General features: G+C 44.8%; 16 protein-coding genes, 1 tRNA gene and 1 pseudogene. 13 read left to right on the top strand and 5 right to left on the bottom strand.

Annotation, left to right across the window (positions count from 1 at the left end; genetic code table 11):
• The first annotated feature begins 69 nt into the window (after positions 1–69).
• Both N5E84_RS03120 and N5E84_RS03125 read left to right on the top strand, forming a co-directional pair.
• Positions 70–3,162, top strand: a complete 3,093-nt coding sequence (locus N5E84_RS03120) for a type I restriction endonuclease subunit R (protein ID WP_019281554.1) — start codon at positions 70–72, stop codon at positions 3,160–3,162.
• 16 nt (positions 3,163–3,178) lie between these two features.
• On the top strand, positions 3,179–3,892 hold the full coding sequence (locus N5E84_RS03125; protein WP_019281553.1) for a M48 family metallopeptidase: 714 nt from the start codon (positions 3,179–3,181) through the stop codon (positions 3,890–3,892).
• Positions 3,893–4,068: 176 nt separating this feature from the next.
• Here N5E84_RS03125 and N5E84_RS03130 read toward each other — a convergent pair whose 3' ends face one another.
• Both N5E84_RS03130 and N5E84_RS03135 read right to left on the bottom strand, forming a co-directional pair.
• Positions 4,069–5,454: a DEAD/DEAH box helicase gene (locus tag N5E84_RS03130; RefSeq protein WP_069212004.1), complete on the bottom strand. Its 1,386-nt coding sequence runs from the start codon at positions 5,452–5,454 to the stop codon at positions 4,069–4,071.
• Complete coding sequence (locus N5E84_RS03135; protein ID WP_019281891.1) at positions 5,439–5,981, bottom strand: hypothetical protein; 543 nt, start codon at positions 5,979–5,981, stop codon at positions 5,439–5,441. The genes N5E84_RS03130 and N5E84_RS03135 overlap by 16 nt, the downstream gene beginning before the upstream one ends.
• 101 nt (positions 5,982–6,082) lie before the next feature.
• Here N5E84_RS03135 and N5E84_RS03140 point away from each other — a divergent pair, with 101 nt between their 5' ends.
• From N5E84_RS03140 to N5E84_RS03160, 5 genes are all read left to right on the top strand, one after another.
• Entirely contained in the window at positions 6,083–6,412 is a 330-nt protein-coding gene (locus tag N5E84_RS03140) for a helix-turn-helix domain-containing protein (protein ID WP_019281890.1), read from the top strand.
• 244 nt (positions 6,413–6,656) lie between these two features.
• Positions 6,657–7,175: an Hcp family type VI secretion system effector gene (locus N5E84_RS03145; RefSeq protein WP_019281889.1), complete on the top strand. Its 519-nt coding sequence runs from the start codon at positions 6,657–6,659 to the stop codon at positions 7,173–7,175.
• Between the two features lie 139 nt (positions 7,176–7,314).
• A complete protein-coding gene (gene tssI / locus N5E84_RS03150) occupies positions 7,315–9,294 on the top strand; it encodes a type VI secretion system tip protein VgrG (protein WP_019281888.1) in 1,980 nt (659 codons plus the stop codon).
• The gene (locus N5E84_RS03155; protein ID WP_019281887.1) at positions 9,294–10,082 is read left to right on the top strand and encodes a DUF4123 domain-containing protein; all 789 of its coding nucleotides are present in this window, start codon (positions 9,294–9,296) and stop codon (positions 10,080–10,082) included. Before tssI ends, N5E84_RS03155 begins: the two co-directional genes overlap by 1 nt.
• Positions 10,072–11,682 (top strand): hypothetical protein, encoded by a 1,611-nt coding sequence (locus N5E84_RS03160; protein ID WP_095661310.1) that lies wholly within the window; start codon positions 10,072–10,074, stop codon positions 11,680–11,682. The genes N5E84_RS03155 and N5E84_RS03160 overlap by 11 nt, the downstream gene beginning before the upstream one ends.
• Positions 11,683–11,841: 159 nt before the next feature.
• On the opposite strand, the gene N5E84_RS03165 is transcribed toward N5E84_RS03160, so the two are convergent.
• Positions 11,842–12,873, bottom strand: coding sequence for an IS630-like element ISVa15 family transposase (locus N5E84_RS03165; RefSeq protein WP_026027704.1), 1,032 nt, complete (start codon positions 12,871–12,873; stop codon positions 11,842–11,844).
• Positions 12,874–12,991: 118 nt separating this feature from the next.
• Between N5E84_RS03165 and N5E84_RS03170 the strand changes: the two genes are divergently transcribed.
• The 6 genes and pseudogenes from N5E84_RS03170 to N5E84_RS03195 form a co-directional block, all read left to right on the top strand.
• A complete protein-coding gene (locus N5E84_RS03170) occupies positions 12,992–13,774 on the top strand; it encodes a glycosyl hydrolase family 26 (RefSeq protein WP_214650825.1) in 783 nt (260 codons plus the stop codon).
• Between the two features lie 9 nt (positions 13,775–13,783).
• The gene (locus tag N5E84_RS03175; protein ID WP_019283321.1) at positions 13,784–14,083 is read left to right on the top strand and encodes a type VI secretion system PAAR protein; all 300 of its coding nucleotides are present in this window, start codon (positions 13,784–13,786) and stop codon (positions 14,081–14,083) included.
• A 6-nt stretch (positions 14,084–14,089) separates the two neighbouring features.
• Positions 14,090–15,082 (top strand): glycosyl hydrolase family 26, encoded by a 993-nt coding sequence (locus N5E84_RS03180; protein WP_232513650.1) that lies wholly within the window; start codon positions 14,090–14,092, stop codon positions 15,080–15,082.
• Between the two features lie 9 nt (positions 15,083–15,091).
• Positions 15,092–15,391 carry a type VI secretion system PAAR protein gene (locus N5E84_RS03185; RefSeq protein WP_088732997.1) on the top strand — a complete coding sequence of 100 codons (300 nt, stop codon included), beginning with the start codon at positions 15,092–15,094 and terminating at the stop codon, positions 15,389–15,391.
• 432 nt (positions 15,392–15,823) lie between these two features.
• The gene (locus tag N5E84_RS03190) at positions 15,824–17,281 is read left to right on the top strand and encodes a tetratricopeptide repeat protein (RefSeq protein ID WP_069212188.1); all 1,458 of its coding nucleotides are present in this window, start codon (positions 15,824–15,826) and stop codon (positions 17,279–17,281) included.
• A gap of 445 nt (positions 17,282–17,726) precedes the next feature.
• Positions 17,727–19,364 (top strand): annotated as a pseudogene (locus N5E84_RS03195) (DNA topoisomerase III); the annotation flags it as partial.
• A 74-nt stretch (positions 19,365–19,438) separates the two neighbouring features.
• Here N5E84_RS03195 and N5E84_RS03200 read toward each other — a convergent pair.
• On the bottom strand, positions 19,439–19,666 hold the full coding sequence (locus N5E84_RS03200) for a hypothetical protein (RefSeq protein ID WP_026028272.1): 228 nt from the start codon (positions 19,664–19,666) through the stop codon (positions 19,439–19,441).
• A 224-nt stretch (positions 19,667–19,890) separates the two neighbouring features.
• Positions 19,891–19,981, bottom strand: a tRNA-Ser gene (locus tag N5E84_RS03205).
• Between the last annotated feature and the right edge of the window lie 529 nt (positions 19,982–20,510).

Genomic DNA, 20,510 nt, shown 5'->3' on the forward strand with positions numbered 1-20,510 from the left:
TGGACAAAATTTGCTTGATCGTTGCTTGATTGGCAAGGGGAACAAGCTTCGGATTGATTAGAGGTTAGGATGAGTAACGTTGGTCAGCGTGAGCGCGCTACCCAAAATCGTATCGTTCAGTTTTTTCAAACTGACTTAGGCTATCGCTATTTAGGCGATTGGCAGGATCGCGCTAATAATAAAAATATAGAAGTAAGTATCCTGATTGATTGGCTAAAAAAGCGCGGTGTCAGCGAGGCGTTGATCAATCGTGCTATTCGCCAATTGGATACGGCAGCAGCACTGGGTGAAGGTAAAAAGCTCTATTACGCCAACAAAGAGGTTTATCGCCTGCTGCGTTACGGCGTGAAAGATAAAGAAGGTGCTGGCCATCTTAATGAAACCGTGTGGTTGATTGACTGGAAAAACCCAGAAGCAAACGATTTTGCCATTGCCGAAGAAGTCTCTATCAAGGGTGAGAACAAAAAACGTCCAGACATAGTGCTTTATGTCAATGGTATCGCGCTTGGTGTAATTGAGCTGAAACGCTCTTCTGTGTCGGTTTCCGAAGGTATTCGCCAGAACCTCGATAATCAGAAGAAAGATTTTATCCGTAACTTCTTTACTACCATGCAACTGGTGATGGCGGGTAACGACACGCAAGGCCTGCGTTATGGTACCATTGAAACCCCTGAAAAACACTACCTTGAGTGGAAGGAAGAGGTTACCAATCCTTATGGTCACAAGCTCGATTTTCACCTGAGCCGCGTGTGCAACAAAGCGCGCTTTCTGCAAATTATCCACGATTTTATTGTTTTTGATGCCGGTATTAAAAAAACCTGCCGTCATAATCAATTCTTCGGTATTGAAGCCGCCAAGCCCCATATTGCCCGGTGTGAAGGTGGTATTATTTGGCACTCCCAAGGTTCTGGTAAAAGCTTAACTATGGTCTGGTTGGCTAAGTGGATACGGGAAAATGTCAAAGACGCCCGCGTGCTAATTGTCACTGATCGTACAGAGCTGGACGAACAGATTGAAAAAGTGTTCACCGGTGTTGAGGAAGACATTTATCGTACCAAAAGCGGTGCCGATTTGGTGGCGACGCTCAATCAACCCAACCCTTGGTTAGTTTGCTCTTTAGTACATAAATTTGGTCGGCAGTCTGATTCGGAAAACGATACCGCAACGGATGAATTTATTGCCGAGTTAAAGAAATCCCTACCATCGGACTTTAAAGCCAAAGGTGATTTGTTTGTGTTTGTGGACGAGTGTCACCGTACTCAATCGGGCAAGTTGCACGAGGCGATGAAATCTATCCTGCCCGAAGCCATGTTTGTTGGTTTCACCGGTACGCCGCTGATGAAAAAAGACAAAAAGAAATCGGTTGAGGTGTTTGGCCCTTACATTCACACCTATAAGTTTGATGAAGCCGTTGCCGATGGCGTCGTGCTCGATTTACGCTATGAAGCGCGGGACATCGACCAAAACGTCACTTCGCAGAAAAAGGTAGATGAATGGTTTGAGGCCAAAACTCGCGGCTTATCCCGATTAGCGAAAACCCAGTTGAAGCAGAAATGGGGCACCATGCAAAAGGTGCTGTCCAGTAAATCGCGTTTGCAGCAAATTGTGAATGATATTTTGCTGGATATAGACACCAAGCCACGCCTGATGGATGGCTACGGCAATGCCATGTTGGTCTGCTCTAGCGTCTATCAGGCTTGTAAAGCCTATGAGATGTTCAGCCAAACTGACTTGGCTGGCAAGGTTGCTATTGTCACTAGTTTTCAGCCAACCGCTGCGAGCATTAAAGGGGAAGAAACCGGTGAAGGTTTAACCGAAAAACTCTTTAAGTACGACATTTACCGCAAGATGCTCGCGGATTACTTCGAGCAACCGGAAGACAAGGCCGCAAGCCGCGTTGAAGAGTTTGAAAAAGAAGTTAAAAAGCAATTTATTGATGAACCTGGGCAAATGCGTTTGCTGATCGTGGTCGATAAGCTACTAACTGGTTTTGACGCTCCTTCTGCCACCTATTTGTATATCGACAAAAAAATGGCTGATCATAACCTGTTTCAGGCTATTTGCCGTGTGAACCGTTTGGATGGGGATGATAAAGAATACGGTTATATCATCGATTACAAGGACTTGTTCCGCTCGTTGGATAAAGCGATTTCTGATTACACTCAAGGCGCATTTGATGGATACGACAAGGAAGATGTTGCAGGGCTGCTGAAAGATCGTTTAGAGCAAGCCAAGCTAGATTTGGACAATGCACTAGAAATGGTGCGAGCCTTATGTGAGCCAGTAAAAGCACCTAAAGATCAGAATGATTACCGTCACTATTTTTGCTGTAAATCTGGGGCTAATGCTGATGAGCTAGCTGAAAAAGAAGCCCTACGCTTAATGCTATATCAGAGCGTTGCTAAACTTTTGCGCGCATTTGCCAATATAGCCAATGAAATGCCTGAGGCAGGCTATTCTGCGCAACATATAGACTCGATTAGATCTGAAGTGGCTCATTTTGAAAAAGTCCGTGATGAAGTGAAGTTGGCCAGTGGCGATTTGGTAGAAATGAAACGCTTTGAGCCTGCGATGCGTCACTTGTTAGATATGTATATTCGTGCGGATGACAGTGAAGTGCTGATGGACTTTGAAGAGCTGGGTCTAATTGAGCTTATTGTTGAAAAAGGTGCTGATGCAGTGGAGGCTTTGCCTGAGAGTATTCGCAAGAATCAGGAAGCCATGGCCGAAACCATCGAGAATAACGTGCGTAAAACTATCGTCGATGAAAACCCGGTTAATCCAAAATATTACGAGCAAATGTCGGTGTTGTTGGATGAGCTGATTGAGCTTCGTCGTCAAAAGGCAATTGAGTATCAGGAGTATTTGGAGAAAATCCGCGAGCTATCTCGTAAGGTTGTCCGCCCAGAACAGAGTGCTTCTAGCTACCCGTCATCGATGGACTCCAGCCCAAAACGTGCGTTTTACGATAACTTTGGTCAAGATGAACTACTGGCCACAAAAATTGATACGGCTATTCGGTATACCAAGAAAGCGGATTGGGTAGGAGATCGTTTCAAGGAACGAGAAATTGCCAATGCGGTGCGAGAAGAAACGGCGGGTTATGAGGTGGATATTCAGGGTGTAATGGAATTGGCAAAAGCGCAAAAAGACTATTTATGAATAAAGAAAAATATTAATGCCTAAAGTAGAAATTGGTTCTATTACGATGCAGTTAAATCGTAAGGCAATTAAAAACCTCCATATCAGCGTGTTGCCACCTGATGGGCGTGTGCGTGTTTCTGCTCCTGAATCTATGACAGAAACTGCAATCCGTATGGCAGTGATCAGTCGCATTCCTTGGATCAAGAAACAGCAGAGTGATTTTGCCAAACAACCTCGCCAATCTGATCGAGAAATGGTTAGCGGTGAATGTCATTACCTGTGGGGCAGGCGTTATCGTCTTAATCTTATCGAGCGTTCAGGAAAGCATGAAATCAAGTTAGGTCGTGGTCGGTTGCATTTATATGCTAATACCGCAACAACGCTTGAGAACAAGGCTCTGGTACTGAGTTCGTATTACCGAGACGTACTTAAAGCGCGAATCGCTGAGTTATTGCCAGTTTGGGAAGCTAAAATTAGTGTTACTGCCGCTGATTGGGGGGTAAAAAAGATGAAAACCAAATGGGGTAGCTGCAATATTCAGGCAAAGCGCATTTGGTTAAATTTAGAGCTCGTGAAAAAGCCCCCAGAATGCTTGGAGTATATACTTGTGCATGAACTCGTACATTTACTTGAGCGCAATCATAATGAGCGGTTTAAAGCTCATATGGATAGGTTACTGCCTGACTGGCGCGAACGAAGAGATTTATTAAACCGGATGCCGTTGGCGCATAATAGTTGGTTTTATTAGATTTATTTTAAGCAGCCTGTAGTGGTTATTGAACAAGTTAGATACTGAGTATTAAAGTTATATACTCAGTATCATAATCATACTCTCCAATATCTTTCTATAGATGTCGCAGTCATTATCTTAAATCGTTGGATAGATAGTTTTCACCTTTGATTCACTAGTGAATTTTTAGATAGTTAAATCCTAAATGCTGATATCACTCGCTGCTTAAAGCGCCCTAAATGTAACTCATCAAAGGGCTCATTTGAGCCATCAACTGACGTTCCATTTTTAATTGAAGAGTTCCAATCCAGAGTGGGGACGATTATGTCACCCTGTTCAGAAGTGGTCGATTGCAGTGGGCGGATATTCGAACCGTCGATGTGGAAAGCTTCGTTTTGACCCATTTTCGCAAACAGGCAGGTTTCAGGAATATCTTGCTCAATGCGTTCGGAATATTCGATAAGGCTTTGCTCTGCAAAAGTGAACAGCCAAGCCTCTTGGTTCGGCTCATCGTTCACTCTCAAAATACGGCCAAGTACTTGCCTAAAGTACAATTCGGTTTTCACTGAGCTGATATGGCAACAAACTTGCAATCTTGGGATATCTGTCCCCTCACTAATCATACCGACACTGACAATCCACTCGGTATTACCATGACGGTAAGCATTAATTTCAGACAGCGGCTCATCATGACGATAGGTAACAATCGCAGCCGATTGATGAAACTGAGTCACTAATATTTTTTGGATTTTCTTTGCATGTTGTACCGACGCCGCCACAACTAACCCTCCGGCATTGGGCGATTCCAGACGAATACTCGCCAGTTTGTTACAGCCCAAACCAAGGAGATATTCCATCGCTTCATCATTATGGATGATGCTCTGGTATGACGTTTTTGTCTGTTTCAGTAACTCTAATATAGAAGAAAACGATTGAACCTCTTTGCTACCGGTAATGGTGAGATGTTCGTTATCCACCAAAACAATCTTTGGTGAACGGCACACTCTGTCTTCAATCGCCTGTTTCAAGCTGTATTGATAATCGACGAGCAGTTGGCCATCAGGGTCACTGTATTCCGCCATCACAATCGGTAAGGAATCCGAGCGCCATGGCGTACCAGATAGCGCTAACGTATAAGTGGCGAGCCCTTGAACTTTGGAGAGTATTTGCTGCCCCCATGCATTCGCGCCTTCCATTTCAGATCCTGAACAATGATGGATTTCATCAAATACGACAAACACTCGGTATTTAGTCAGGATCCGCCAAAATTCATCATTTAAAAATTGAATGGATTGATAGGTCAGTGATTGCCCAATGGAGCCTAAGCCTCCATTGAACGTACAATGTAATGTCTTGGAAAAGGTTCCTTTTATACTGTCAGCCACACTGAGCGTTGGGGAGAAGCACAACACCAAGTCAATTAAGTTGCCCGCCAATAAGCGTTTAGCAATTTCGGCGGCGAGGATAGTTTTACCGGCCCCCGGGGTTGCTTGACAGAAAAAATGAGACTGTTCGCCTTGATACTTTGTTAACGCTCTCATCGAACAGTCTCTTTGCCAATCTCTTAACATCGAGCGCATCCTTCTGATAACGACGTTAGTACATTGGTTAATACATTGATTTTGCCCAATAATAATGCAGAACGTTCTCTCGCTATCTTAAGCAGTGGTGTGATTTGAGTACTCAATTCAGGAAAACGTTGACTCAACGACTGATATTCTTCTATTTCACCGAGAATAATTTCCAACTCACCCTGATGTTCACCACGCTCTGTCATCAAGACCGAGTATCCATCCATGGCTGAAGTTGACGGTTGGGAAATCCGAACCTTAGGCGATGAGCTTTCTCGGCTGATTATATCGAGTCCTCGAAAGAGTTCGGTTTGGAAATACTTTTTTTGCCTTCCGATCCCTTCACAACTCAGCCAACCTTTTTTCTCAAGCACTAAAATTTGACGATAAATGAACTTCCGGGCTTCTTCAGGATCGGGATCAACACCTTCAAGCAACAGCAATGCATCTCGAATTTCCACAACCGAAAAATTATCCATCTGTTTTTCAATCAACAGTTGATGCATAAACGCATTCATTTTTTGAGAACGATTCATTGACTATTCTAAAACCATAAAACTAAGGATTGCTTAGTATACATAAATCAGTAAAACTAAGAAAATCTTAGTTACATTGAGCCTAGAGATATGAATCCTAAGTGTCGTTCGACAACCCAATCCCAATACGCCTCAAAGAAGCGCGTAAAAAAGCCAAGCTCTCACAAAAAATGTTGGGAGTTCGCATAGGTATGGATGAAAGTTCAGCTAGTCCTAGGATGAATCAATACGAAAAGGGAAAACACACACCTGACGTCCACACGCTTAAGCTGATTGCTGATGAGCTTGGAGTGCCTTTGAACTATTTCTTTTGTGAAGATGAAGAGTCGGCTGAATTAGTTGTTGCTATCTCAAAATTATCTATAGAAAAGCGGCGTCAGTTACTTCAGTTTATTGCAAACATGCCAGAAGATGCTCCCCTTCCTAAGTGATAACAACTCGCTACCAGCGATAGCCCTTTGCCACTTTTACCTAATTACCGCCTTATCAGGTAATATTTCGTCACCGTGAGCAATTTTTTGCCCACGCGAGCAATTTATTGCTTGAGTGTTTGCTGGGTTTTTCTAACCACTTGATATATAGCTCTTTTTGATTTGGCATTTCTTTTGCGTAGAGAAGCATCAAACTGTGCGATGTGGTTCACATCGCTTTGATTCACTCAATAAGGATTAAGCTATGCCAACTCCATGTTATATCTCTATCGAAGGCGAAACACAGGGCCTCATCACTGCTGGTGCTCTTTCTACTGACTCTATCGGCGATGCATTCGTTGAAGGTCATGAAGACCAAATGTTGGTTCAAATGTTTGACCACGTTGTGACTGTACCGACTGACCCACAATCGGGTCAGCCTTCAGGTCAACGTGTGCACAAGCCATTCAAATTCACCGTCGCGCTCAACAAAGCGGTTCCTCTGCTTTATAACGCCCTCTCTTCGGGTGAGAAGATGAAATCGGTTGAGCTAAAATGGTACCGTACCTCTATCGAAGGTAAGCAAGAGAACTTCTTCACGACCAAACTCGAAAGCGCGTCTATCGTGGACATTCATTGCGAAATGCCACACTGCCAAGATCCAAAAAACGGCGACTTCACACAAAACGTTACGGTTTCTATGTCTTACCGTAAAATCCTGTGGGATCACGTGAACGCGGGTACTTCAGGCTCAGATGACTGGCGCAAACCCGTCGAAGCGTAAGCTTTGATTTGGGTGGCTGGCTGATGTTGCGTAAGCAAAGCCAATCGAGTCAGCCACCTTTTTTAGCCTTAAGCAAAGTGCATTCAATGAGTGTGACTTGCTTAAGGCTTTGCTGTTTCTAGTGTAAAGAGGATGGAAGATGGCCACGCTGAATTTTACGTTAAAGGTTGATGGACTCGCAGAGGATGTGTTTGTAGTGCGAGACTATCAAGGTCAGGAGTCGTTATCGGACACGCGACAGGTCAATGGTGAGCCTTGTTATGGGTTTCGTTATCACATTGAGCTGGCGAGTCGTCAATCCACGCTCAGTGCGATGGACGTGGTGGATAAAAACGCCCAGCTTGCGGTTATCCGTAATGGTCAGGTGGTTCAGTACGTGCATGGCATTGTTCGCCATTTTGGTATCGGAGATACCGGTCACAGCCACACCCACTATTCGCTGACTTTAGTCCCTGCATTAGAGCGGTTATCACTGCGCCATAACAGCCGTATTTTCCAGCTTAAAACGGTGCCTGAAATCCTTTCCGTTTTACTTGAAGAGATGGGCATCAGTGATTACGCCTTTTCACTCAAACGCGAGTGTGCTCAGCGTGAATTTTGTGTTCAGTACCGTGAAACCGACCTTGATTTCTTGCATCGCTTAGCCGCCGAAGAGGGGTTGGTGTATCACTTTGTTCATCAGGCTGGTAAGCACACGTTATTTTTCAGTGATGACAGCCAAAGCTTAAGCAAACTCGATAGCCCGGTGCCTTGGAATGCCCTGTCTGGAGGGGTAGCCGACACACCTTATGTGTCCAAGTGGGCTCAACACACTCAATCGCATGTGGCGCAGAGCCAATTAGCCGATTACAGCTTTAAAAAACCCGCTTACAGTTTCAGTCAAAACGCTCGTGGTACGGAGATGAATTACCAACAGCCGAACTATGAGCATTTTGATTTCCCCGGACGCTTTAAAGACGATGTGAGCGGTAAGGCGTTCAATCAAATTCGTTTAGAGTATTTACGCCGTGAAGCGCACACCGCGCAAGGCGCCAGTAATGAGCCTCGTTTACGCGCAGGGACAAAGTTTGACCTCATAGACCATTTGGACCCGCGCTTTAACCGTGATTGGGTCGTAGTGAGTATTGTCCATACCGGGAGCCAACCTCAAGCCCTCGAAGAATCGGGAGGCAGTGGCGCGACGACCTACTCCAACCATTTCACTGTGATACCCGCCCATGTGACGTGGCGAGCCACGCCGCAACCCAAACCACAAGTCGATGGCCCGTGCATGGCGAAAGTGGTTGGCCCAGACGGTGAGGAAATCTTTTGTGATGAGCATGGCCGGGTCAAACTGCATTTTCCATGGGATAGAGAGTCTGAGGGGAATGAGCTGAGCTCATGCTGGGTGCGCGTGTCTCAAGGATGGGCAGGAGGACAATATGGCATGATGGCCATTCCTCGTATTGGTCATGAAGTGATTGTGTCTTTTCTTCATGGCGACCCAGACCAACCGATTGTCACTGGGCGCACGTACCACGCGACCAATACGTCGCCTTACGTCTTGCCCGATCATAAAACCAAAACCGTGTTGCGCACGCAAACCCACCAAGGCGAAGGGTTTAATGAACTGAGCTTTGAAGACCAAGCTGGGCAAGAGTTGGTGTATGTGCACGCGCAAAAAGATATGCAAGTGAAGGTCGAGAACTCTCATCATGCCCGCATCAACTATGACCAGAGTGTGAGTATTGGTCATGATGAAATGCATGTCGTCGCCAATGACCGCAAGCTCACGGTAGATGGCTCACAAAGTCAGGTCACAAAAGGTAACTACCTCTCTGATACTCAGGGGGATAAACACGAATCCATCGGCGGTGATTTAGCACGCAAAATTGCGGGTGCCATCGGGGTCAGTGCCGACGGTGACATTACGATAAAAAGTGGCAGCAAAATTACCCTACAAGTTGGCGGAAGTTTTGTGGTGATTGATGCCAGTGGCGTTGCGATAGATGGTGGCACCATCTTGATTAAATCGGGAGGCTCACCCGGCTCACTAGCCCTTCCTTCAAGCGCGGAGGTTTTAGAAGCGGCCGCCTCAGCTGGGAGCGCTTTTGTCGCTAACTGCCCGGAGATGAGCTGATGCGTCATTTAGTCAATTATGCCGTGGTAGATCGAGCCGTGGCTCCTGAGTTTATTGCCGAAGTGAAAGAGTCGAATAACGAACATTGGTGTTTATTTCCAGAGCCAATCGAAGAAGACTTTGCCCTAGTGGCTCCTTTTCTGGTGCTCATGACACCAGAGCTTACCGCGCAGCTCATCACAAAAAATGCCCCTTGGGGATTTTTTCTTCAATCAGAACATGACCACAAGACGCTTCGCGCTCATCTTCGTCGTCTGATGAATATTGAGATCCTACAGACCAAAGAGCGGCTGTTTTTTCGTTACTACGATCCACGAGTATTATGGGCTGTCCTCGATGGATTTGAGCCACTCTGGCTAAACCACTTCCTCGGCCCGATACAGAGCGTTCATACCACATTCCCACAACAACGTGCGTCAGACTTCGAGCCATTGCTGACACCCTATCGCCGATTTGGGTATGAAACATTCACACCGTTTCCAATAGAGCGCATTCACTATCAAGCCATTCTTGCTCAGTGTGAGCAAAACTTGGTCGATGAAGTTGCCAGCATTGTTGGCGATACGGACAAAGTTTTTAGCGAAGCGCTGGTCAACCAATTGATTGAATGGGAGATCTCCCTTCCAACTTACATCAAAAGGGTTGCACAGTGGTGTTCAGATGAGAAAATTACTAGCCTGCTTAACTTTCCTAAGCCGTGGCAAACACTGTTGTCGAACACTCAATATCCAGCGGATTATCGAATCATGCGTCTTCAGTCTGAAGTAAGGACAACTCATGTCATGTAAACACCCGGCAGGTGTTGCCTGCCGCTGTAATCTAAAAGGCGATTGTTTAGTTCGCTACCAAATCACTAGCGATGCAGGACTATTCGAGTTTAAAAATGGCGATGTTGGCACTCGTACCGTCAAACTCGTGGATAAAGGGGAAGGCACTTCCGTTAATATTGCGATTGAAGGGAGCTGCGTCAATCATCTCTCTTCCTGCCCTACGGGGTACTTAAGCGATAACATCGCGTATTCTGAAGCGCTGTCGGCTTCACAATGTAAAAATCACACCTTGTATTATCGCGCGATACCCAGTGAAAGAATGGGGTTACTTGGGGCGATACAAAATTTACTGTCTGAAAACAAAGCCACCGCATTGAGCCATACCCGTTATAAAGTGTGTATCACGCAATGCGCCGGAAAACCGCAAGCCGAGCAGACACTGTGGCTTTCTCCACCTATTAGTTATCTTTTGGGGCCAATCCCCAATGACACCTTTATTGACGTGTATCCTCAGCTCACGCTGAAACCGAAGTTGACGTTGGCAGGAAAACACATCAAGAAAAGCATCTCAGATGAAGACCGACACAAAGCGTATCAGTACAAAGAGAGTACGGGGCAACTTGATGGTCTCAGTATTCCAACAAAGGAAATTGAAAAAGGCTTTTCTCTGTCAGGGAGTTTATCCATCAATGAAGGGAGCCAAATCACTCAGTATGGGGTGGGTTATACCCATACGGACTCTAATATCCCGGGTAAGCCCAGTACACGTGATTTAGACACGGAATTTGAGGGCATCAAAAAGAAAATGAAGCTCGTGAAAGCGGCGACCCAGATGGTGGAGCAGATACAATCGGGTCTTTATACGGAAAAGGCAGGCAAAAGTGAGGTGAAACTGTATCATTTCGATTTTCAGCCGCCCTCCTTAAGCCTTGAAGGGGAGCAGACCGTTAACGTGGCCAATAACGGGTTGGATGTCGACGGAAAGGTGACACTGGGTTTGGATCCCCTGATTGGCTTTGAGTTGAAGCTTGATATGCTGATGGCTGCAGCCATGTATTTTAAATTGGGCAACGTTGTGCAAACGGTGCGGGAGAAAGCCGCAGAGTTGGAGCAACGAGTCAAAGAAGGGAAAGCCGGAGCCGAGTTTGATATCACGCTAAAAGCCGCGTTGAGCGCGAAAGGCAGCATCCAGTATACACCACAGAAAGCGCCGACTTACGATTTTGAAGCCGAAGTGGAAATGCCGATCAAGGGCGATTTGAATGCTCGCAGCGGCCTTCGTGTTTGGATGATGGAAGGTGCGTTTAATGTAAATGCAGAAAGCAATGTCAATGCCAAGGGGATGCTGGCGTTAACGACAGAGACGAAAGATCCAAACGCTCGGGTTGAGTTGGTATTTTATCATGGTGGGATCTGGGCGGAAGTTTTGCTCGAAACCTCGACGGATATAAATACAAATTATACTGATTCATCAAATGGCGATGTCGGATGGGATGGTGTCTTGGGGTCAGAAGAAACACAAGAGCAATCTAACTCAACAAAAATCAAAGAAAAATGGCAATGGGTTGAAGCGAAAAGTAAACAAGATTCAGAATATCGCGTAGTCGTGATTGGATAAAAAGAGGAAACAATGAAAGCGTATTTTATTGCAGCGTGCATAACGTTACTGGCAGCCTGTTCGGGAGACAATGAATTAATGAGTATTAGAGAGCAAGTGTCTACAGTCGATATTAGCATTGAGAATGAGGGGCAAAAACCTGAGGTGATATATACCGAATCAACTTGAAGATGCAGGCTTGAGAACCTGAAAATGATCATTAATTCGAGATGTCAAAGAGCCTGCGATCTCTGGAAGAGTCACAGAAAAAAATTGGTCTATTGCCGCCTTGAAGTCCCGTTTTCTTTTGAAGTAAACGTTGTTCCTCGACTTCTCATTCATTACTTTCCATAGCCGCTCTATTGGGTTGAGGTTTGGACTGTAAGGTGGAAGATAATGCAGTTTAATATTCAGGACAAACGCCGCATCTTTGACTAAGTCACTGCGGTGATATCCCGCACCATCTAATATGATATGAAGCTTATGGGCTAACGAATAACTCTCTCTTAACTTACAGAAAAAACGAACAATCGATTCACTGTTAATGCTCTCATAGTCGTGAACAATGGTTGCACCAATATCCGACAGGTTCAGTGCGCCAATAATGTTCAATCGGCTACGATTACCCGTTGTTTCAATCACTTTATCCTGACCAGTACGTATCCAGCCATGCGATATCTTTGTTGATAGTGTTGGGTGAACTGCATCGATAAAGACTATCGATTCATCCTCGCCACAGCTTGCCTTTAGCGCTTCATACGCCTCTATGAATGCTTGCTGTTTTGCTTCATCAAACTTGTGTGGTATGCCTTTCGGTTGCTTGTAGCTAAAACCATTATGGTGAAGCCATTTGTTCATACCAGAAACAGTATAATCAAGCCCAAACGTCTCTTTAACATAGGCGACAATTTGATGAGTATGAGAATAGGTTTTCTCAGTCAAATGCTCGATTAGGTGCATGGTTTGAATAGCAGAAAGCTTGCTTTGGCTTCCTCCATTCTCAGGCTTAAGTTTTTCAGAAAGTACGTAGTCACTGAGGTGACGTGCAACGGTCGATTCATGAATACGAAGAGCTTGTGAAATCATAGTCTGACTCCAGCCTTCAGAAGCCAGCAAAACAGCCTTAATACGGTCGCAAACTCGACTATCACGCTCAATGTCGTGCATCTGTTCGAGTTGCAGTTTCTGTTGAGGAGTCAGTGTGATTTTCATGGTTTGTAGCATGATCCTGATTCTATTGAAAATCAAGCATCTTCAATGATCACGGGTATACACCACTAATATCCGAGCGCAAACCGTATACTGCCTTGGTCTATTTAATGAAATAAAAATGCTGGACAACTTAAAAACCAGCAGTGGCACCTTCACTTCTGGCTTTAATCCCACCGCTTATTTGCAGCCAGGTGAAAATTCTTTAGACCTTTATACCGCGCCTATTGGCTTATATGAGCGGGATTATACATATCATGACGATGACTATTGTGAAATGACGCTATACGGCGCTTTCCCTAATGGAGAGAAGGAGGAAATGTCCTCTTTGCATATCACCATCGAAGAGGGAAAGCCGACGGCTAAAGCGTCGAAAACCTATCCGGCTAATCACCAAACCCCATTAAATGATGTTGAGGGCGAGGTTGAAGGTAGAGCGACTAAATTTGCTCGCCCTGTTAACATTAAAACCATTCCTCGTTGGCGTTGGGTTGATGCGACGCCTATTCGAGAAGATAACCCAGAGCAGATGAAGCAGTTGTACCGCGCTTACAGTAACTTGATTGAGTTGATGGAAAAGCGCGATTTTGAAGGGTTAAAAATGGCTTGGTCTTTAGCCATGCGTGAAAAAGCAAAAGCCGATGGGTATTTCGCCAAACCGGAAGATTTCTATGATGCTGTTGGGTTTGAAGATACCTTTGATAAATGGGCAGATGCGGCTGTTAGGCCCCGCGAAGACTGGAGCGAATATAAGCTTGAATCGCATATGGATGGACGTCTTGTACGATTAAAGGATAAACGCAGTCTTTCTCCATTGAGAATTCGTTCAGTTAAAGAAGATCAAGGTTTTTCTGTCCTCCCCTATTTTTCGATGATCGATGGACGAGTCGTCGTATCACGTTAGGAGGTAATGATGCCAGGTGCCGCAAGATTAGGTGATATTGGCTCAGAGCATGATTGCTTCCCGCCAACGCCGATTATTTCTGCCAGTAGTGGTGTGTTTATTAATGGCCAACCCGCGGTACGTCAAGGAGATGCACTGCAAGATCATGGCTGCCCATGCTCTGAAAAACCCCACGGTAGCCACCCGCGAAGTATTTCTGGTGGTTCAAGTGGGGTGCTGATTGATGGCCAACCCGCCGCCCGTTTAGGCGATGCAATTGATTGTGGAGGCACCATCGCCTCTGCATCATCGGATGTGATGATTGGGTAAGGAAAGATGAAGTTAAATCCCGTACTAGTTCTACGCCTCGTGATGTTGTCCGCTCTAACCGCCTGTTCGGGAGACAATGAATTAATGAGCATTAGAGAGCAAGTATCCACAGTCGATATTAGCATTGAGAATGAGGGGAAAAAACCTGAGGTGATATACACCACTAATATCCGAGCGCAAACCGTATATTGCTTTGGTCTATTTAATAAAATGCAGATGCTGGACAACTTAAAAACCAGCAGTGGTACCTTCTCCTCTGGTTTTAATCCCACCGCTTATTTGCAGCCAGGTGAAAATTCTTTAGACCTTTATACCGCGCCCATTGGCTTGTATGAGCGGGATTATACATATCATGACGATGACCATTGTGAAATGACGCTATACGGCGCTTTCCCTAATGGAGAGAAGGAAGAAATGTCCTCTTTGCATATCACCATCGAAGAGGGAAAGCCGACGGCTAAAGCGTCGAAAACCTATCCGGCTAATCACCAAACCCCATTAAATGATGTTGAGGGCGAGGTTGAAGGTAGAGCGACTAAATTTGCTCGCACTGTTAACATTAAAACCATTCCTCGCTGGCGTTGGGTTGATGCGACGCCTATTCGAGAAGATAACCCAGAGCAGATGAAGCAGTTGTACCGCGCTTACAGTAACTTGATTGAGTTGATGGAAAAGCGCGATTTTGAAGGGTTAAAAATGGCGTACTCACTGTCAATGCGAGAGCATGCTAAAGCAGATGGGTATTTCGCTAAACCGGAAGATTTTTATGATGCAGTAGAGTTTGAAGACACATTTGCTACATACCCCGATGCAAAAGTGAAACCTCGTCGAGATTGGAGTGAGTATCAATTCAAATCCTACATGGATGGACGTCTTGTCAGGTTGATGGATAAGAAAAGTAGCTCCCCACTTCGAATTACATCTGCTAAAAATGACCTAGAACGTACATTCACTCCTTATTTTTCCATGATTGATGGTCGAGTTGTCGTATCGCGTTAGGAGGTAATGATGCCCGGTGCCGCAAGATTAGGTGATATAGGCTCAGAGCATGATTGCTTCCCGCCAACGCCGATTATTTCTGCCAGTAGTGGCGTGTTTATTAATGGACAACCCGCGGTGCGTCAAGGAGATGCACTGCAAGATCATGGATGCCCATGCTCTGAAAAACCACACGGTAGCCACCCACGAAGTATTTCTGGTGGTTCAAGTGGGGTGCTGATTGATGGCAAACCCGCCGTCCGTTTAGGCGATGCGATTGATTGTGGAGGCACCATCGCCTCCGCATCATCGGATGTGATGATTGGGTAAAGTATGCACTTAAATCTATTACTACCAATAAATAGCCAGCTTAGCCATCACTCTCTCAGCTTGCTCTAGAGAGGGTGATTTAATGCCAATCAGAGAACAAAGTTGCCACCGTTGCGATCACAATCGATAACGAAGGTGAAAAGCCGCCTGTGCTCTACACAGCAAGCTTTAAGAAATGGTATGAAATAATAGATAAAGCCGCAGGAGATTTAGTTGATGGTATGATTGGTTATGTTAGTCGTTTGAAATATCGTGATTTTTTTAGAGGTCGCGGGTATAAATCCACTTGTTTTTGCTGTTTGTTCTTCCTGTATAAATTAGCCAGATTGGTTAAACATTCCCGCTCAGTAGAAAGGATGTATGGATGCGTATTCTCGTCAAATACGGTAGTGGTTCCAACCCCAAATTCGTTCTCAATAGTAAAGGTGAAAAATGAAAATTGGTATTTTACTCTTTTTAGTGATGTTATTTCCTCCGATATTGGCAAGTAAGGCATTGGTCAGCGATGAGGTAGACCAAATATATTCGCGCTTGCAACAAGGTGATCATTCAGCGCTTAAAGCGCTAATGACTGACAATAGTGCTAAAGCCAATTATCTATTGGGTTTTATTAATGAGTTTGGTGTTCAACAGCAAAAAAGCGTCAAGGATGCTATCTACTTTTATAACAAAGCTTGTGAGCAAAGTAAGCTTTATGGGTGTTATAACTCCTGGTACTTTTACCAGTTTGGTATCGGTGTCGCGCAAGATAAACAACAAGCGAATAAGATTATTGAACATAGGATAAACGAAGAAGATATAAAGGATACTCAATGGTTTATCGATAAGGCTTATGCCTTAAAAGCGAACTTAGAAGTGGACCCTTCGGCCAGTGTCGAACTGTTGAAGTTTGTTTCTCGGTATGCGATTCGAGGCTCTAGTGAAACTAAAGAGATATTAAGGAAGGTGGGGTTTGGTCCTGAAGATGTACTGCGCTTAGCAGAAATGATGGCTAAGGATGGTGATCCGCAGTTGAACTTTTTAGTCGGCAGTTTCTATAACCAAGGTATTGCAGATTTAAATCATAGCCAAAGAGATATTGAAGCGATGAAGTGGTTTAAGCGTGCCGCAAATGCTGGCCATGATGAAGCTCAAAATATTGTCGCTATGGCAATGTTAAGGGGGAATATGGAAGAGCCCCTTAACCCCAAAGGAGCCATTACTTGGCTGGAAAAATCCGCCGCACAACAGAATATGAATGCACTGGTTAATTTGGGTGACATTTATTATTCGGGCGAATTAGTTAATCATGATTATCAAAAAGCTTATCGCTATTTAAACCAAGCGAATATGAGCGATCCTTCTCGTTCGGCCGCGTATTTGAGTGCGCTTTATTATAATGGCCAAGGAGTCGAAGTCGATTGCGACAAGGCGTGGGATTATTATGCTGAAAGCGTGCGCGGAGAAGATAACAAACATAAAAGACCGTTTATAGCACAATGCCTGAGTACGGCTAAACAACGCAAGGCACACGATAAGCTCCCCACAAATTTATATTTAGATATAAGTTACTCACATCGAACCGTTGAAGGCTGCATTATTCGTTTTGAGTTATCAACTGACAAGGTCAGCGATATCAATAGTGTTCGTATTGAGCTTGGGGTAACTTCAGGCGAAGCCTCTCTTGGTCAGCATTTGCTCGCTTTTAGTCATTTTGGTCTTCCTGTGTTAGACAGTGGTGAGCCGGGGCTAGTTACGTTCCAGCAATCAACATATCAAAGTCTCTTTTTAGCCCAGAGTGAAAATTGCAGTGGCTTAGATTTTAAAGCCACTCAGGCCACTGCCGCAATTGAAGGCCATGATACCGACTTAGTTAAAACAGGTTTACTAAAAGTGGTTAGCAGTCATTAATCGATTATTTATCTCATTAAATTATAGTCAGCGCTGTGATGCAGCAACTACCGAGTTCTTCAGCATGTCACTCGGTAGTTGGTAAATTACAAATGACCTAACGAAGCACCAAGGGAATATAGGCCTAGTGACCGCTGCCAGCTTGATTGGATGATAATTTCGCTGCGTACTTCTCCCGAGAAACTATAGAGTTGTCGAGCACAGTTTTATGTGAATTCATATTATCATTCAATTGGTATCAGTATTTTTAGTCCACTAAATTAGCAAGGACACTGACCTGTTTTTGTTTGGGCTATGTGAGACCACATGAAGCTCTTGGTTTATCGTCGTCTAGCTCATTGCATTTTTGTTTAGGATTGAATGAAAAACGATGGAAGTGTGAAAATGGAAATGTTCAATAAAAACAAAAATATAAATATTTTCATTGTTTTTTTCTTGTAATAGTAACCGCGAAGGGCAACTATTAGTTGATGAAGTGATTGATTATTGCAAAGTAAGCCAAAGTAAAAAAGAGCAAGCATTGCGGCTACTGATCAGCGATTTAAACCTTCCAGCCGTGCAGCGTGCACTGAAACAGATGCGCAGTAACCGCGAATTCATCCCTTTATCGGTTTCAGCGCTCGCGCGTTCAAGAGCCGATTGGTTGTATGGCATGAATATGTCACGGGCTTATACTTTGCTGGGGCAGAAAGCGGGCTATCAAGGTGTCTTGTCGGTTGGACGGGTACAAACTCCTATTCTAGGGCTTGTGGTACGTCGGGATGAGGAGATAGAAAACTTCATCCCGCGAGACTATTTTACATTACATGCGTTAATCCCTTATCAAACTGATCAAGTGGCGTTTGATATCCGTGCGCGCTGGAAACCCAGCGATGCTTGCCAGCCGTGGCAAGATGAAGAAGGGCGAGTCTTAAACCGCAAGTTGGTGGAAAATGTCGCACAGCGCATCGCAGGGCAACCCGCCACAGTGATTGAAGCCGAACAAAAGCAAACTAAGCAAGCCGCGCCGTTACCTTATTCCTTATCTGCACTGCAAATTGATGCAGCGAAGCGCTTTGCAATGAGCGCCCAGCAAGTGTTAGACACTTGCCAATCTCTGTATGAGAAGCATAAATTAATCACCTATCCGCGTTCAGATTGTCGTTACTTACCACAAGAACATTACGCTCAAGCTTCGTCAGTAACTCAAGCTATCGCGTGCAACGCCAAAGAGTTGTTAACGGCGGTCAGTGGCGCAAACTTAGCTCTTAAATCCAAAGCATGGAACGATAAGAAAGTGGACGCACACCATGCCATTATTCCCACACCAAAGCAGGCATCCGTCAATGCCTTGTCGGGAAATGAGATGAAAATATACCAATTGATTGCGCACCAATACTTGATGCAATTTTATCCCGCTGCCGTGTACGCGGAAGCCAAGCTGGTGTTTGATATTGCGGGTGGCTTTTTTGTTGCGTCAGGGCGACAACTGGTTGACACCGGTTGGAAGAGTTTGTTAGGCAAAGTCGATGAAGAAGAGAACGGAGTCGATGCCGTTCCACCACTGAGTAAAGGGACGGTGCTGACGTGTCGAGAAGGGGAGATTCACGATCGAAAAACCGAGCCTCCTCGTCATTTTACTGAAGCGACTTTGCTACAAGCGATGACGGGAATTGCTCGCTATGTTGAAGATAAAGAGCTGAAAAAAATCTTACGTGAAACCGATGGTTTGGGTACGGAAGCGACGCGAGCGGGGATCCTTGACACTTTATTCAAGCGGCAACTCTTAACACGTCAAGGTAAGCTGATTCTAAGCTCGCCAGCGGGAAGGGGTTTAATTCATGCGCTGCCAAATGAATCAACTTATCCTGATATGACCGCCCATTGGGAGCATCAATTGCAAGCGATGGCTGAACGTGGGCAAGCGTATCAACCCTTTATGCAAGTGCTGCAAGAGCGCATTATTCAGATCATGGAACAGGCGAAATCGGGCGCAGTGCCAGAGTCGCTTCGCTCATTGCCCAAAGTGGAGCGCCCTGCATTCAAACGAAAGATACGTAAATCCAGCAAAACCACGCGTTATCAACGTAATTCGGCTCAATAAAATGACATCAAAGAATCGGTCGCTAAGTAAGCTGAGGCCTGCGAATTAGGTAAGATATTCACCGACCTGACGAGCTAATTATCACATTTTCGATAAAAAAGGCTGGTATCCCAATCGGTTACATTGTCAGTCACTTTGCCGACAAGTGGTAGTAAACGCCACGCCTCGCGCTCTTGAAAAGGGTGGCTTGTTATCACGGCAAAACCAGCAATACAGCATCTTCCACCTTTAGAACGGATAAACTGGGCAATCGAGCTGACCGCTTCTTCACTGTAGGATTCAATCTTATAGAGATGGCTCATACATTTCTCCTCTCTAACCATGTCATTAATTACGACATAACCGCTGAATAATGGGAAGCATATTTGATGCCAGTTTCTAAAAAATACACCTTTGGTATGTGATGAATGGAGAGGGTACTTATCTAATGAATGGCAACTGGTGCGTGGAATAAAATATCAGTATGAGAAAATGATGTTAATCAGATACGAAAAGCCGCTGTAAAAACAGCGGCTTTTCTTAAAAGTGGCGGAGAGATAGGGATTTGAACCCTAGGATAGCTATTAACCATCGCCGGTTTTCAAGACCGGTGCTTTAAACCACTCAGCCATCTCTCCGTGTGGTGCGCATAATAGCGAGGCAATTTTACTTTGTAAAGTCTTGAGCTGATCGTTTGCTGGTTTTGTATGCAATTGACGATAATTTTCCACTAATGGCTTGATTCTTAGCGCCTTGTTGGAGAAAAAATGTACATTAATGCGTGCTTCGTTATGGCGCATTTTTTATTTGGTTGCTGGCTTAACGGTGAATTCTTACGATGTTTATACAGAAATAATCGGTTATGTATTAGCAACGGTTTACCAAGAGCCTGATGCTCTCTTGTAGTATCAGGCTACCGAAGTTTCATAAATGGAATGTTATTTCTTTTTTATGCCTTTATGTTCATATAATGCTTGAACCTCTGGGAATGACGGGTAACAAGCTAAAACTGGCAGGGAAATGGTACTAAACCTGAACCATAGCCAAAAGATGGCTTTCTTGACCCTGCGCAAGGTGAGGAGTAATTTGCAGCTTCCTGTGTTTAAGGCACTGCTTCCATTTCCAATCATTAAGTACAGAGTGTTTGCAGGAGTTTATCTTGCACTC

This window comes from Vibrio sp. J502 (assembly GCF_025397955.1).
Lineage (GTDB): Bacteria > Pseudomonadota > Gammaproteobacteria > Enterobacterales > Vibrionaceae > Vibrio > Vibrio anguillarum.

Coding starts and splice junctions, on each gene's coding strand:
- N5E84_RS03120 (WP_019281554.1), top strand. CDS start 70: ATGAGTAACGTTGGTCAGCGTGAGCGCGCTACCCAAAATCGTATCGTT.
- N5E84_RS03125 (WP_019281553.1), top strand. CDS start 3,179: ATGCCTAAAGTAGAAATTGGTTCTATTACGATGCAGTTAAATCGTAAG.
- N5E84_RS03130 (WP_069212004.1), bottom strand. CDS start 5,454: ATGCGCTCGATGTTAAGAGATTGGCAAAGAGACTGTTCGATGAGAGCG.
- N5E84_RS03135 (WP_019281891.1), bottom strand. CDS start 5,981: ATGAATCGTTCTCAAAAAATGAATGCGTTTATGCATCAACTGTTGATT.
- N5E84_RS03145 (WP_019281889.1), top strand. CDS start 6,657: ATGCCAACTCCATGTTATATCTCTATCGAAGGCGAAACACAGGGCCTC.
- tssI (WP_019281888.1), top strand. CDS start 7,315: ATGGCCACGCTGAATTTTACGTTAAAGGTTGATGGACTCGCAGAGGAT.
- N5E84_RS03155 (WP_019281887.1), top strand. CDS start 9,294: ATGCGTCATTTAGTCAATTATGCCGTGGTAGATCGAGCCGTGGCTCCT.
- N5E84_RS03160 (WP_095661310.1), top strand. CDS start 10,072: ATGTCATGTAAACACCCGGCAGGTGTTGCCTGCCGCTGTAATCTAAAA.
- N5E84_RS03165 (WP_026027704.1), bottom strand. CDS start 12,873: ATGAAAATCACACTGACTCCTCAACAGAAACTGCAACTCGAACAGATG.
- N5E84_RS03170 (WP_214650825.1), top strand. CDS start 12,992: ATGCTGGACAACTTAAAAACCAGCAGTGGCACCTTCACTTCTGGCTTT.
- N5E84_RS03175 (WP_019283321.1), top strand. CDS start 13,784: ATGCCAGGTGCCGCAAGATTAGGTGATATTGGCTCAGAGCATGATTGC.
- N5E84_RS03180 (WP_232513650.1), top strand. CDS start 14,090: ATGAAGTTAAATCCCGTACTAGTTCTACGCCTCGTGATGTTGTCCGCT.
- N5E84_RS03185 (WP_088732997.1), top strand. CDS start 15,092: ATGCCCGGTGCCGCAAGATTAGGTGATATAGGCTCAGAGCATGATTGC.
- N5E84_RS03190 (WP_069212188.1), top strand. CDS start 15,824: ATGAAAATTGGTATTTTACTCTTTTTAGTGATGTTATTTCCTCCGATA.
- N5E84_RS03200 (WP_026028272.1), bottom strand. CDS start 19,666: ATGAGCCATCTCTATAAGATTGAATCCTACAGTGAAGAAGCGGTCAGC.